The organism is Lysinibacillus capsici (assembly GCF_020217405.1).
In the GTDB taxonomy this organism is placed as follows: domain Bacteria; phylum Bacillota; class Bacilli; order Bacillales_A; family Planococcaceae; genus Lysinibacillus; species Lysinibacillus capsici.
On the sequence record NZ_CP084108.1, the window covers coordinates 322,324 to 336,502 of the forward strand.

At 39.4% G+C, this 14,179-nt stretch carries 9 protein-coding genes and 1 rRNA gene; 9 read left to right on the forward strand and 1 reads right to left on the reverse strand.

Annotated elements, in window-relative coordinates; translation table 11 throughout:
• Positions 1-23: 23 nt before the first annotated feature.
• Positions 24-1,478, reverse strand: a complete 1,455-nt coding sequence (locus tag LCP48_RS01570) for a helix-turn-helix domain-containing protein (protein ID WP_004233808.1) — start codon at positions 1,476-1,478, stop codon at positions 24-26.
• 290 nt (positions 1,479-1,768) lie between these two features.
• Between LCP48_RS01570 and hutH the strand changes: the two genes are divergently transcribed.
• The 9 genes from hutH to LCP48_RS01615 all read left to right on the forward strand — a co-directional run bounded on the left by hutH (position 1,769) and on the right by LCP48_RS01615 (position 14,060).
• Complete coding sequence (gene hutH / locus LCP48_RS01575; protein ID WP_192807182.1) at positions 1,769-3,274, forward strand: histidine ammonia-lyase; 1,506 nt, start codon at positions 1,769-1,771, stop codon at positions 3,272-3,274.
• A gap of 167 nt (positions 3,275-3,441) precedes the next feature.
• Positions 3,442-5,112, forward strand: a complete 1,671-nt coding sequence (hutU, locus tag LCP48_RS01580) for a urocanate hydratase (protein ID WP_202342744.1) — start codon at positions 3,442-3,444, stop codon at positions 5,110-5,112.
• Complete coding sequence (gene hutI / locus LCP48_RS01585; protein WP_004233803.1) at positions 5,109-6,386, forward strand: imidazolonepropionase; 1,278 nt, start codon at positions 5,109-5,111, stop codon at positions 6,384-6,386. Before hutU ends, hutI begins: the two co-directional genes overlap by 4 nt.
• A 153-nt stretch (positions 6,387-6,539) precedes the next feature.
• Complete coding sequence (locus LCP48_RS01590; protein ID WP_004233802.1) at positions 6,540-7,340, forward strand: NUDIX domain-containing protein; 801 nt, start codon at positions 6,540-6,542, stop codon at positions 7,338-7,340.
• Positions 7,341-7,420: 80 nt separating this feature from the next.
• Positions 7,421-7,975, forward strand: coding sequence for a cysteine hydrolase family protein (locus LCP48_RS01595; RefSeq protein ID WP_004233799.1), 555 nt, complete (start codon positions 7,421-7,423; stop codon positions 7,973-7,975).
• Between the two features lie 19 nt (positions 7,976-7,994).
• Positions 7,995-9,452 carry a nicotinate phosphoribosyltransferase gene (locus tag LCP48_RS01600; protein WP_009373611.1) on the forward strand — a complete coding sequence of 486 codons (1,458 nt, stop codon included), beginning with the start codon at positions 7,995-7,997 and terminating at the stop codon, positions 9,450-9,452.
• A gap of 25 nt (positions 9,453-9,477) precedes the next feature.
• Positions 9,478-10,092, forward strand: coding sequence for a nicotinate-nucleotide adenylyltransferase (nadD, locus tag LCP48_RS01605; RefSeq protein WP_009373613.1), 615 nt, complete (start codon positions 9,478-9,480; stop codon positions 10,090-10,092).
• A 170-nt stretch (positions 10,093-10,262) separates the two neighbouring features.
• Entirely contained in the window at positions 10,263-12,116 is a 1,854-nt protein-coding gene (locus tag LCP48_RS01610) for an SLC13 family permease (protein WP_009373615.1), read from the forward strand.
• A 391-nt stretch (positions 12,117-12,507) separates the two neighbouring features.
• A 16S ribosomal RNA gene (locus LCP48_RS01615) occupies positions 12,508-14,060 on the forward strand.
• Positions 14,061-14,179 lie beyond the last annotated feature (119 nt).

Sequence of the window (14,179 nt, forward strand, 5' to 3'; positions counted from 1 at the left end):
TGAAAATCATTTTAATCAATCTTTTATTTTTTTCTATATCGGTTAGGTGTAATACCAATTTGTTGCTTAAATAATTTTATAAAATAATTTGGATCATCAAAACCGTTTAAATGAGCGATTTCGCTAATAGCAAAATCTGTTTCTAGCAGCATTTTTGTAGCATGATGAATTCTTACTTGTTGTAAATAGCGCTTAAATGGCAAGCCTTGTTTTCTTGAGAAAATCGTACTTAAATAATTGGGGCTTATTCCAAGCTTATGAGCAACAAAGGGAAGAGACAGTGCACTATCTTTAAATTGTTGATCAATTATTTCTATAGCTAGTTCAACATAATCAGCTCGTTTCTCTATTCGAGCTACCGTTGCTAACTCAATTAATGTCTGCGTGAAAGAAATAATCTCATTGAGTATCGTATAAAATATAGGATGCTCAATGATTAAGTGAAATAGCTGACGGTAGTTTTGTTCGATAACCGCTTTTTCATGTAATTTATATTTCAGCATAAAGCGTCTAATTTGTGCTAAGACACTCGTCAGATGAATGCGTAAATCATCTTGCTCATAATATATGCCTTCATTAGAAAGCTGGTATAAAAATGTTTTAACGGCCTCTAGGTTTCCATCTTCCAAACTACTTATTAGTAATTGTTGCTCTTCTGGTGTCAGTAAGGGATCAAAGGGCTGAGTTTCATATTGTTTGCTCGCGTAAAAAATATGGCCAAAGCCCTCATAAAAACTTTGATGTAGTGCACGCTTTGTTAATGTATACATATTTTTAATGGTTGTAGGTATTCCATCATATATCCCAATATTTAAAGAACTATTACTAATCAATCGCCATTCCTTCATAAGTGTACGTACATCTTTTTCCACAATCCTTATATCATTTGTTTGAAAAAGACATACGATTCTATTAGATAGAGGATAGGTTTTCATATGAAAGTGAATCGGTGTCTGTTGAAGCCAATTGTAAAGCTTATTGAAGGTTTCAGTATGCTCGGGTTCAATCATTGTGAAATGTATCGTTGTCTCAATTGAACCAGATTTATTATCTAAAAATAATTGATTATAAAAGGAATCGTTTGTAGCCTCTTGCGCATCTTCTGTAATCTGGGGTGTGCGAAGAGAAATGGTTGTGAGTTTTTTCTTTAATAGCTCTAAATCAATAGGCTTCACAAAAAGATGAGCCACTTGTAAATCAATTGCTTTCAAAGCATTTTTAAATAATGGCTCTGTTGTCATGGCTAAAATGGCACCAGAAAGCTTCTGTAAATCGCGATAAAGACCTGCTAGGCGATTATTAGGAAATAAATCGATATTTAACAGTATGGCATCTGGTTCAAATTGTCGAATAATTTGAGGCACTTCTGAAATACTTGTACACATTTCAATCAAAACATCTCCAGGGAAGTATGTATGTAAAAACCACTTTATTCCTGCTAGGTCAGTAGGATCGCGATCAATTAATAACAGTTTCATACCATCAGCCTTTCTTAAAATATTCAAGTTTCATATAAAAGTACGGTTTTATTAATAAAAATAACATAGTAATCTAAAAAAAGTCTTGTTTTCTCTATTAAAATTCTCTATATTCTGAAAAAAGTAGTTAGTACAATGTAAATAGAGTAATTGATCATCAGCAAAAATCAACTTTGGATATGAAAACGCTTAAAAAATTTGATACTGATGTTTTCAAATTACGAAAATATGAATGAAGATAACTTATTTACATAGCCATATAGGGAATAGGGGGATGTCATGTGAAGTCAATCATCGAGCTTGATGGCAATACATTAACAAGACAACAAATAGAGGAAATCGTGAAGGGGCAAGCAACAGTTGCACTTGCTACAGAGAGTTTAGAACGTATTCGTTTAAGTAGAGAGCGTATCGAAAAGCGTTTAGCTGAAGGCCAAACAATTTATGGTGTGAATACAGGGTTTGGTAAACTTAGCAATATAAAGATTAAAGAAGAAGACATTGAGCTATTGCAGCTAAATTTATTACGATCAGATGCAACCGGTGTTGGTGAACCATTCCCAACAGATGTTGTACGTGCAATGATGGTGTTACGTGCCAATGCTTTAGCCAGAGGATTTTCTGGCATTCGTGAGGAAACAGTCCAACTATTGTTGAATTTTATTAATAAAGGTGTTCATCCGATTGTTCCGTCACAAGGTTCAGTTGGCGCAAGTGGTGATTTAGCGCCTTTATCACATTTGGCATTAGTGTTAGTGGGAGAAGGAAAGGCTGAGTTCAACGGAGAAATCATGAGTGGTAGTGATGCGCTAAAGCAAGCCGGGTTAACCCCTGTTAGACTTCAAGCTAAAGAGGGGCTAGCATTAGTTAACGGTACACAAGCTATGACGGGGATAGGTGTATTAACGGTCAATGAAGCTGAACGAATTGGTCTTGCAGCGGATATGGCTGCTAGCTTAACACTGGAAGCTTTAAAGGGCATTACCTCGGCATTTGATCCAGCACTTTTAGCAGTAAGACCACATCCAGAGTTAGAACTAGTGGGCGGGCGTATTCGTAAGTGGCTTGATGGCAGTAAACGTGTGACAAAGCAGGGTGAAATTCGCATGCAGGATGCTTATTCACTACGTTGTATACCGCAAGTCCATGGTGCTTCTTGGCAGTCATTTTTCTACGCACAGGACCGTGTTCAAACTGAAATGAATGCAACAACTGATAATCCAATCGTTTTAGAAAGCGGGGAGGTTTTATCGGGTGGGCATTTCCATGGACAGCCAATAGCCTTGGCAATGGACTTTTTGAAAATAGGTGTATGTGAATGGGCCAATATTTCAGAACGCCGTACAGAACGCATGGTAAACCCTCAACTTAATGAAGGGCTACCACCATTCCTAGCAACAAACCCTGGGATTGAATGTGGACTTATGATTGCTCAATATACAGCAGCCTCTATTGTCTCAGAAAATAAAGTTTTAGCACATCCTTCGAGTGTAGATTCTATTCCTACATCAGGTAACCAAGAGGATCATGTAAGTATGGGAACAACTTCGGCACGTCAAGTACGCCAGATTGTTCATAATGCTGCTCGCGTTGTAGCTATCGAATTGATTTGTGCATCACAGGCTATTCATTTAGACAAGGCAGAAGAGCAATTATCTCCTACTACAAGTAAATTCTTAAAGAAGGTGCGTGAATTCTGTCCACCATTGCTAGCCGATCAACCAATTGGCGATGAAATTGAAGCATTGGCTAAATATCTACTATCAAGTAATGATTTAGTAAATGAGTATGTGTAAATTGCATTGAATTTTTGATAAAAAAGAGCAAAGGCGTCGCTCGGTTATCACCGAGTAGCCTCTGCTTTAAAAATATTTATATGTTCTTAAGTCTGAATATTCAGTTATTAATAGGTTTAGACAATAACATTCACATTATTTTTAATAGGAAAAGGAGCGTGTTTTGAATGGTATTTAAGACAGATATTCGTGCACCACGTGGAAATGAACTAACATGTAAGGGATGGACACAGGAAGCAGCAATGCGTATGTTAATGAACAATCTTGACCCAGAGGTGGCAGAGAATCCAGATGAACTGATCGTTTATGGGGGTATTGGTAAGGCTGCTCGTAACTGGGAAAGCTATGAACAAATCATTGCATCTTTGAAAGAATTAGAGAATGATGAGACTCTATTAATCCAATCTGGAAAGCCAGTAGCTGTATTCCGTACACATGAGCATTCCCCTCGAGTGTTGATTGCCAATTCAAACCTTGTACCAGCATGGGCAAATTGGGATCACTTTTATGAATTAGAAGAAAGAGATTTAATGATGTATGGTCAAATGACTGCTGGGAGTTGGATTTATATTGGTGCTCAAGGAATTTTACAAGGCACTTATCTGTCCTTTGTAGAAGCAGGCAAAAAGGTATTTGGCACTGCTGATTTACGTGGTAAATTCATCCTTACAGGTGGTATGGGCGGTATGAGTGGTGCGCAGCCATTAGCAGGGAAAATGGCTGGTGCTGTAATCTTAGTTGTTGAAGTTGAACGTGCTCGCATTGAACGTAAAATCAAAGAAGGTTACTGTGATTATATTGTAGAAACTGTAGATGAAGCAATTGCATTAGTTAATAAATTACGTGACCAAAATGAGCCAGCATCCATTGGCCTTGTTGGTAACTGTGCTGATGTTAATCGTGAGTTGTTGAATCGTGGAATTATTCCAGATTTTGTGACAGACCAAACATCTGCACATGATCCGATTAATGGTTATGTACCTAATAGCATGACCTTTGAAGAAGCGCTAAAACTTCGCAAAGAGGATGTAAAAACATATGAGCGTAAAGCAAAAGAAACAATGGCAGAGCATGTTCGTACAATGCTAGAGTTTCAAGAGGCAGGCGCAGAAGTATTTGATTATGGGAATAACATTCGTGCCTATGCCAAAGAAATGGGTGTGACCAATGCCTTTGATTTCCCAGGCTTTGTACCAGCGTATATTCGTCCGTTATTCTGTGAAGGAAAGGGCCCATTCCGTTGGGCGGCGCTTTCAGGAAACCCTGAGGATATATATAAAACAGATGCACTGGCAAAAGAGATGTTTGCTGAAGATGAGGGGCTAGTCAATTGGATTGATATGGCACAAAAAATGGTGAAATGGCAAGGGTTACCTGCACGTATTTGCTGGCTAGGCTATGGTGATCGTCATCGTTTTGCATTAAAGGTCAATGAAATGGTTGCAAATGGTGAATTATCAGCACCAATTGTCTTTGGCCGTGATCACTTAGATTCAGGTTCTGTAGCATCACCAAATCGTGAAACAGAAGGGATGCTAGATGGTTCGGATGCGGTATCGGATTGGCCAATTTTAAATGCCCTTGTTAATACTGCGAGTGGTGCAAGCTGGGTAAGCGTACACCATGGTGGTGGTGTAGGAATGGGTTATTCACAGCACGCAGGTCAAGTCTTAGTAGCAGATGGATCAGAGCTTGCTGCTGAAAAAATTGCACGTGTATTAGTTTCAGACCCTGGAATGGGCGTTGCTCGTCATGCTGATGCAGGCTACGATATTGCTATCAATACAGCAAAAAACAAAGGTGTCCATATACCAATGTTAAAGGGTGATGTGAAGTGACCATTCTAATAAAAAATGCAAATGAAGTAATTACACTTAAAAGTAATGCACAAGGGCCACGTACAAAAGAACAAATGCAGGAAATTGCAGTAATAGAATATGGCAGTGTTTTAATTGAAGAAGAGCGTATTGTAGCAGTAGGAGCTTATGAACAACTAGAAGTCGACTTCCCAGAATTAATAAAGAAAGCAGAAACGATTGACGCTACTGGTAAGCTTGTTATGCCTGGCTTAGTGGATTGTCATACACATTTAGTGCATGGTGGAACACGCGAGCAAGAGTTTAATATGAGATTAAATGGTTCTACCTATATGGAAATCATGAATGCAGGCGGCGGCATTCATGCTACAACAGAGCGTACACGAGAAACAAGCTTTGATGAATTATATAAAAAGACAATGCAGCATTTAGATGTATTTTTAAAGCATGGCGTAACAACAGTTGAAGCAAAATCAGGGTATGGCTTGGACTGGGAAACGGAAAAGAAACAGCTAGAGGTCGCAAAAGAATTACAAGCTACACATCATATTGATGTCATTAGCACGTTTATGGGAGCCCATGCAGTTCCTCGTGATTATAAGGGGCGTGAGGATGAATTTGTGGATATTGTGGTCCATGAGATGCTGCCAAAAGTGGCGGAACTTGAGTTGGCTGAATTTAATGATGTATTTTGTGAAAAGGGCGTCTTTACACCCGACCAATCCCGACGTATTTTAGAGGCTGGAAAAGCACTAGGCTTAACCCCCAAAATACATGCGGATGAAATAGAACCTTATCAAGGCGCCGAGCTGGCTGCGGAAGTAGAGGCCATTTCTGCGGAGCATTTGTTAGTTGCTTCTGATAAGGGAATTCGAAAAATGGCTGAAGCGGGTACAATTGCTGTATTGCTGCCAGGTACTGCATTCTTTTTACGTGCACCTTTTGCAAGAGGGCGTCTAATGATTGACGAGGGAGTACCTGTGGCGATATCAACAGATTTTAACCCTGGGTCATCCCCAACAATGAGTCTACCCTTCATTATGAATTTAGCTTGTATGCATATGGGTATGACATTGGAGGAAGTATTAACGGCAACAACAATTAATGCAGCATATGCACTAAATCGAGGCGAGCAAATTGGTTCCCTTGAAGCACATAAAAAAGCTGACGTACTTATCCTTGATGTTGCGAATTACAAGCAACTGCAATATTTCTACGGCATGAACCATACACATACAGTAATCAAAAATGGGCAAGTTGTTGTACAAAACGGAATTCTGCTGAAAGATCAATAAAAATAATGGGCATAAATAAGGCTGAGTAGCTTTATTTATGCTTTTTTTTATAAATTAGTTGCAAATGCTTTGCTGAAAGAATATAATTCTTATAAATAGTAATTATTGAATTACAAATTACTTAAACCTTGTAATTATAGAAGGGGTTATACAATGAAAAAGTTTCGTACCGAAGAAGAAGTGCTTGCACATTATGATTCTTCAAAATATCTAACACCTGATGGATATACCGCAGATATTGCTATTTTTACAATTACCTCAGAGAAAACAGAGGAAAAAGCACCGCCAAACATGACGCTAAAGATTATGTTAATTAAGCGTGCTACTAAGGATGCTGAAGGAAATCCCAATATTGAAGGAGGGAAATGGGCGCTTCCTGGGGGCTTTGTAGATGCAATTCAAAAAGAAACTGCCTTTATTGCAGCAAAGAGAGAATTAAAAGAAGAAACAAATGTAGAAGGTTTACATGTTCAACATTTTGGTGTTTATGATGAGATTGATCGAGATCCACGTGGTTGGATGATTTCGAATGCATTTTATGCCATTGTTCCTGAGACATATATTGAGCAACGACAAGCGAATGATGATGCAGATGATGTAGAACTATTCGATATAGAAAGTGTATTTACGCTTCCATTAGCTTTCGATCATCGAAAAATCATTTCCGATGCGTTGCATTTTATTAAAAGGGATATGATACAAACAACTGTTGCCAAAAACTTTTTACCACAAGAGTTTACATTGTCCGAATTGCAACGGGTACTTCTAACAGTTGGAGAAGATCCGCGAATCTCTAACGATTCCGTATTCTTTACAAAAGCACCTAAATTACCATTTATCGAAAAAGCATTGGATGAAGAAGGAAAACCGAAGAAAACAAAAAGAAATTCGTTTCGGCCTTCCCAGCTCTATACATTTAATGATTTCGAAATGGTAGAGTCTATCTATCATTAGGAAAGATCCGTCTTTCCTGTTTATTTTAAAGAAAGTAATTTGTAATTTAAGTATTACTAATTAAAAAGTGGAGTGATGAAATGATGAAAAAGCGTGCATTAATTAATATTGATTATACAGTGGATTTTGTTGCGACGGATGGGGCTCTTACTTGTGGAGAGCCTGGGCAACTGCTCGAACATGCAAATGTTGATTTAACAAAGGAGTTTATTAAGAACGGGGATTTTACAGTATTTGCGATAGATGTTCATGAAAAGGGAGATGTTTATCATCCAGAAACAAAGCTATTCCCTCCTCATAATATTCGTCATACAGAAGGTAGAGAGTTATATGGTGCATTAAACTCATTATATGAAAAAAATAAAGACCAAGATTTTGTCTATTACATTGATAAAACGCGTTATTCTGCTTTTGCAGGAACAGATTTAGAATTGAAATTGCGTGAAAGAGGAATTACTGAGCTGCATTTAATCGGCGTTTGTACAGATATCTGTGTTCTGCATACAGCAGTGGATGCTTATAATAAAGGGTTCGATATCGTCATTCATAAAAATGCTGTCGCCTCCTTTAATCAAGCTGGACATGAGTGGGCGTTAAATCATTTCGAGCATACTCTAGGTGCCACTATTATTTAACATGAATGGAGGGGGAAATATGAAATATGTAGATGATAGTTTCATGTTACACACGGACCTATACCAAATTAATATGGTTCAAACTTATTGGCAAGATGGTGTTCATCAACGTAAAGCTGTTTTCGAACTATATTTTAGAAAGCTTCCATTTGGCAATGGCTATGGAGTTTTCGCTGGATTGAAAAAAGTGATTGAGTTTATTAATAACTTTGGTTTCTCTCAAAGCGATATTCAATATTTACGAGAAGAGGGGAAGTATCCCGAGGAATTTCTTGAATACCTAAAAGAACTTAAATTTACAGGGACAATTAAGGGGATGAGAGAGGGAGAACTGGTCTTTGCTAACGAGCCTATCCTACGAATTGAAGCACCATTAGCAGAGGCCCAATTAATTGAAACGCCGTTGTTAAATATCGTTAATTATCAAACCCTGATTGCGACAAAAGCTTCACGTATCAAACAAGTGACGTGTGAGGATGTGGTAATGGAATTTGGAACTCGCCGCGCACACGAATTTGATGCTGCCATTTGGGGAACTCGCGCTGCTTATATAGGTGGATTCTCTGCAACAAGCAATGTAAGAGCAGGAAAATTATTCGGTATTCCTGTGTCAGGAACACATGCCCATGCGATGATTCAAACCTATCGAGATGAATATACTGCGTTTAAAAAATACGCAGCAGCACATAATGACTGTGTTTTCCTAGTAGATACTTATGACACACTACGTTCCGGTGTTCCTAATGCGATCCGCGTAGCAAAGGAGTTAGGGAATCAAATTAATTTTATTGGTATCCGTTTAGACAGTGGAGATTTAGCCTATCTCTCAAAACAGGCAAGGAAAATGCTAGATGATGCAGGATTTACAGCAACCAAAATTATGGCTTCGAATGATTTGGATGAATATACAATTATGCATTTAAAGTCACAAGGGGCGCAAATTGATGCTTGGGGAATCGGAACTAAGCTGATTACAGCCTATGATCAAGCAGCTCTTGGTGGAGTATACAAATTAGTTTCGATAGAAAACGAAAGTGGAGAACTAGTTGATACCATTAAAATTTCAGCAAATCCTGAAAAAGTGACTACACCTGGACGTAAACGTGTTTACCGTATTATTAATGCGGAGAATGGTCATGCTGAGGGAGACTATATAGCGTTAGATGATGAAAATATCCAGCAAGAAGAAAGATTGAAAATGTTCCACCCTATTCATACGTATATTAGTAAATTTGTTACAAATTTTACGGCGAAAGAGTTACATGAAAGTATTATAGAAAATGGAAATATTGTTTATGAGGAGCCAACTATTCAAGAAATACAAAAATATGTACAGGAAAACTTACATTTATTGTGGTGTGAGTATAAACGAACAATGAATCCGGAAGAATATCCAGTCGATTTAAGTCAAGCGTGTTGGGACAATAAAATGGCAAGCATACAGGCAATAAAAGAAAAGATTTCACAACATATTTAAAAGTAACTGCTAGGAGGTAGAGACGATGGCGAGAATAGGCATTTATGGTTCATCATTTGATCCTATTACCAATGTCCATCTTTGGACAGCAAGCACTGTGGCACATCGGTGTAAGTTAGATAAGGTTATTTTTTTGCCTTGTTCAAATAAACGCAAAGATAAAACCATAAAAACAGCCGATACACATCGTTGGAATATGCTTCAGTTAGCTATTGCTAAGGACGATCGTTTTACCGCAGATTCCTATGAGATGGATCAAGAAGGCTGGAATATCTACACATATGACACCATGAAATTCTTTAGAGAGAAGAACCCAGAGGATGAGGTGCATTTTATTATGGGTGCTGATTTACTAGTGGATATTGGCGCAGGTTTATGGAAAAAGGGCGACGCATTAGTAGCGGAGAATAAATTTATTGTAATGGCACGACATGGCATCGATATGCTATCAACCATTAGTCGTTCACCAATTTTAAGAAATAATGATGATGGAAGATTCCATCTGTTAGATAAAGGGCTAGCGATGGAAATTAGCTCTACCTATATTCGAGAAGAATTTGCAATGGGGGGAGAACCGAGATACCTCTTGCCTACTGCTTGTTACAACTATATTAAAGAACATCATCTTTATCAAAAATAAAATAGTGAAGCTACAATTATAAGTGTGGATGACTACCACACTTATTTTAATTTTGAAAAGATGGTGAATTTTATCATATAGAGCTCAGGGTAAGCTATAATAAAAAGAGTAATGGAGTACAATTTTTTTGCTGTCAATTTTTAATAATGATTAATGTTAGAAAGGAATTCATGAATGTGCAGCTTACATTAACATTTCTTATTTTAGGAGCAACAATTTTCGCATTTGTGACCAATAAAATACGAGCAGATCTTGTAGCAATTGTGTCACTTTTAGCATTTGTCGTTATGGATATTTTGACGCCCGCGGAGGCATTAGCTGGTTTTTCAAACTCTGTAGTTTTAATGATTGCAGGGTTATTTGTCGTGGGTGCAGGGATCCTACGTACGGGCCTGGCAGGCATGGCGGGCCAACTCTTACTAAAATGGTCAGGCAATAGTGAGCTGAAGTTATTTGTGCTACTACTTATTATTGTAGGATCGGTTGGTGCATTTATGAGTAATACGGGTACAGTCGCCTTAATGATGCCAATCGTTGTAAGTATAGCAATTAGTATGAAAATTAGCCCTTCTAAATTTCTACTACCACTCTCCTATGTAGCAAGTCTTTCTGGTTTGATGACACTGATTGCATCCCCAACCAATTTAATTGTCAGTCAGTTATTGGTTGATCGAGGCTATAACAAACTTGGCTTTTTTGAAGTAACTCCTATTGGTATCGTGGGGATGATTGCTGGTATTTCCTATCTAGTACTTGTAAGAAATATTTTATTACCAAAGGATCAAAACCGTACACAGACCAATGAAGGTTATAAACTTTCGCCAAAAAAAATTATTAAGCAATATGATTTAAATAATCGTCTATTTAAAATCTCCGTTCCTGAGGCGTCACCTATTATTGAAACATCGTTAGCGGAATTAAAACTACCAGCTAAGTATATGCTTTGTATGATGAAAATTCATCGGAAATCACAGGAGGGCATTAATTTACTACCGATGACTTATCAAGAAATGGCAGGACCAACTAGTGTCATTCATGCCAAGGACGAGCTATACGTTCAAGGAGAAATAGAAGATATTCGTCGTTTTGTTGAAGATTATCAACTTGAGATGCAAGGATTAGTAGAAGGGGAAGCAGATGAACTGGTATCGAAGCATCTTGGCATTGCAGAGGTATTGCTCACACCCAATTCGAGCTTTATCAATGAAACGGTTAGTTCCCTTGGATTCCGGGAGAAATACAATCTAAATATCATTGGTATTAATCGTAAGGGTGGTTACAAGCTTCAGGATATGGTGTCTCACAAATTAAAATTTGGAGACGCAATATTAGTACAGGGAGCATGGGATGAAATTCTTTTGTTAGCAAGAGAAACGCAAGATGTTGTGGTTGTCGGGCAGCCGAAAGAACACGCAAATGTAGCAGCAGCAACAGGCAAGGCTGGAATTGCAGGGATTATTATGTTGTTCATGATTATTTTGATGGCTTTCGAAATTTTTCCAGCTGTCATTTCTGTAATAATTGGTGCTGTACTTATGATTTTAACAGGCTGCTTGAGAAACATGGAAGATGCCTATAACAATATGAATTTTGAAAGTATCGTGCTAGTAGCTGCCATGTTACCAATGGCGACAGCGTTAGAAAAAACAGGGGGCATGACCATTTTATCTGATGGTATTATTAATGCTTTAGGTGATTTCGGACCATACGGCGTACTCATAGGAGTTTATATTTTGACAGCTGTTTTTGGTCAATTTATTAGTAATACGGCAACTGCTGTATTGTTTGCACCCATTGCCATGAGTGCAGCCATTGCAATGGAAGTTAGTCCCACAACATTTATGATTGCAGTCGCAGTTGCAGCAAGTATGGCATTTGCTACGCCAATTGCTTCCCCTACGAATGCACTGGTAATGACGGCGGGGGGCTATAAATTTATGGATTTCGTAAGAATAGGAGTTCCGTTACAACTTGTTATGTTTATTGTGATGATGATAGCCATCCCGTTCTTTTTCCCATTTTAAAAACTCGGTTTCTTTACCGAGTTTTTTGTTTTTTTAAGATCTATTATTTTTTTGTAGGAAATTATGATAAAATTATTTTCTAGTTCATGGTCTAACATTGAGCTAGCTTGTTAATAGATTTAATAGTTATTAATATAGGAAGTTTTACTTTGATAATAAAAAAATTAAAGTTTTTTATTAAAAAGTGTTGACCTTTTAAAAATAAGGGTGTAGTATTATACAAGTCGCCAGGGTGACACGCTAAAATAAAGCAAAACATGAACCTTGAAAACTGAACAAGCAAAACGTAATCAATAAAGTTTTAAGTAGCTAGCTTCGGTTAGTGAACAAAACAAAAATTTTGGACATCAAACATGATGCCAGCAAAACAATTTGAGCTAATCAAATTTCTTTTATGGAGAGTTTGATCCTGGCTCAGGACGAACGCTGGCGGCGTGCCTAATACATGCAAGTCGAGCGAACAGAAAAGGAGCTTGCTCCTTTGATGTTAGCGGCGGACGGGTGAGTAACACGTGGGCAACCTACCCTATAGTTTGGGATAACTCCGGGAAACCGGGGCTAATACCGAATAATCTCTTTTACTTCATGGTGAAAGACTGAAAGACGGCATCTCGCTGTCGCTATAGGATGGGCCCGCGGCGCATTAGCTAGTTGGTGAGGTAACGGCTCACCAAGGCGACGATGCGTAGCCGACCTGAGAGGGTGATCGGCCACACTGGGACTGAGACACGGCCCAGACTCCTACGGGAGGCAGCAGTAGGGAATCTTCCACAATGGGCGAAAGCCTGATGGAGCAACGCCGCGTGAGTGAAGAAGGTTTTCGGATCGTAAAACTCTGTTGTAAGGGAAGAACAAGTACAGTAGTAACTGGCTGTACCTTGACGGTACCTTATTAGAAAGCCACGGCTAACTACGTGCCAGCAGCCGCGGTAATACGTAGGTGGCAAGCGTTGTCCGGAATTATTGGGCGTAAAGCGCGCGCAGGCGGTCCTTTAAGTCTGATGTGAAAGCCCACGGCTCAACCGTGGAGGGTCATTGGAAACTGGGGGACTTGAGTGCAGAAGAGGAAAGTGGAATTCCAAGTGTAGCGGTGAAATGCGTAGAGATTTGGAGGAACACCAGTGGCGAAGGCGACTTTCTGGTCTGTAACTGACGCTGAGGCGCGAAAGCGTGGGGAGCAAACAGGATTAGATACCCTGGTAGTCCACGCCGTAAACGATGAGTGCTAAGTGTTAGGGGGTTTCCGCCCCTTAGTGCTGCAGCTAACGCATTAAGCACTCCGCCTGGGGAGTACGGTCGCAAGACTGAAACTCAAAGGAATTGACGGGGGCCCGCACAAGCGGTGGAGCATGTGGTTTAATTCGAAGCAACGCGAAGAACCTTACCAGGTCTTGACATCCCGTTGACCACTGTAGAGATATAGTTTCCCCTTCGGGGGCAACGGTGACAGGTGGTGCATGGTTGTCGTCAGCTCGTGTCGTGAGATGTTGGGTTAAGTCCCGCAACGAGCGCAACCCTTGATCTTAGTTGCCATCATTTAGTTGGGCACTCTAAGGTGACTGCCGGTGACAAACCGGAGGAAGGTGGGGATGACGTCAAATCATCATGCCCCTTATGACCTGGGCTACACACGTGCTACAATGGACGATACAAACGGTTGCCAACTCGCGAGAGGGAGCTAATCCGATAAAGTCGTTCTCAGTTCGGATTGTAGGCTGCAACTCGCCTACATGAAGCCGGAATCGCTAGTAATCGCGGATCAGCATGCCGCGGTGAATACGTTCCCGGGCCTTGTACACACCGCCCGTCACACCACGAGAGTTTGTAACACCCGAAGTCGGTGAGGTAACCTTTTGGAGCCAGCCGCCGAAGGTGGGATAGATGATTGGGGTGAAGTCGTAACAAGGTAGCCGTATCGGAAGGTGCGGCTGGATCACCTCCTTTCTAAGGATTATTTCGGAATACAAACCTTGGGTTTGTAAGATTACGTTTTGCGTTCAGTTTTGAAGGTTCATTCTTCTGAATGAAACACTTCAAAACTTGTTCTTTGAAAACTGGATAAA

What these genes read in the sequence shown, in the direction of transcription:
- LCP48_RS01570 (WP_004233808.1), bottom strand. Translation starts at nt 1,478, where the DNA reads ATGAAACTGTTATTAATTGATCGCGATCCTACTGACCTAGCAGGAATA.
- hutU (WP_202342744.1), top strand. Translation starts at nt 3,442, where the DNA reads ATGGTATTTAAGACAGATATTCGTGCACCACGTGGAAATGAACTAACA.
- LCP48_RS01590 (WP_004233802.1), top strand. Translation starts at nt 6,540, where the DNA reads ATGAAAAAGTTTCGTACCGAAGAAGAAGTGCTTGCACATTATGATTCT.
- LCP48_RS01595 (WP_004233799.1), top strand. Translation starts at nt 7,421, where the DNA reads ATGATGAAAAAGCGTGCATTAATTAATATTGATTATACAGTGGATTTT.
- LCP48_RS01600 (WP_009373611.1), top strand. Translation starts at nt 7,995, where the DNA reads ATGAAATATGTAGATGATAGTTTCATGTTACACACGGACCTATACCAA.
- nadD (WP_009373613.1), top strand. Translation starts at nt 9,478, where the DNA reads ATGGCGAGAATAGGCATTTATGGTTCATCATTTGATCCTATTACCAAT.
- LCP48_RS01610 (WP_009373615.1), top strand. Translation starts at nt 10,263, where the DNA reads ATGAATGTGCAGCTTACATTAACATTTCTTATTTTAGGAGCAACAATT.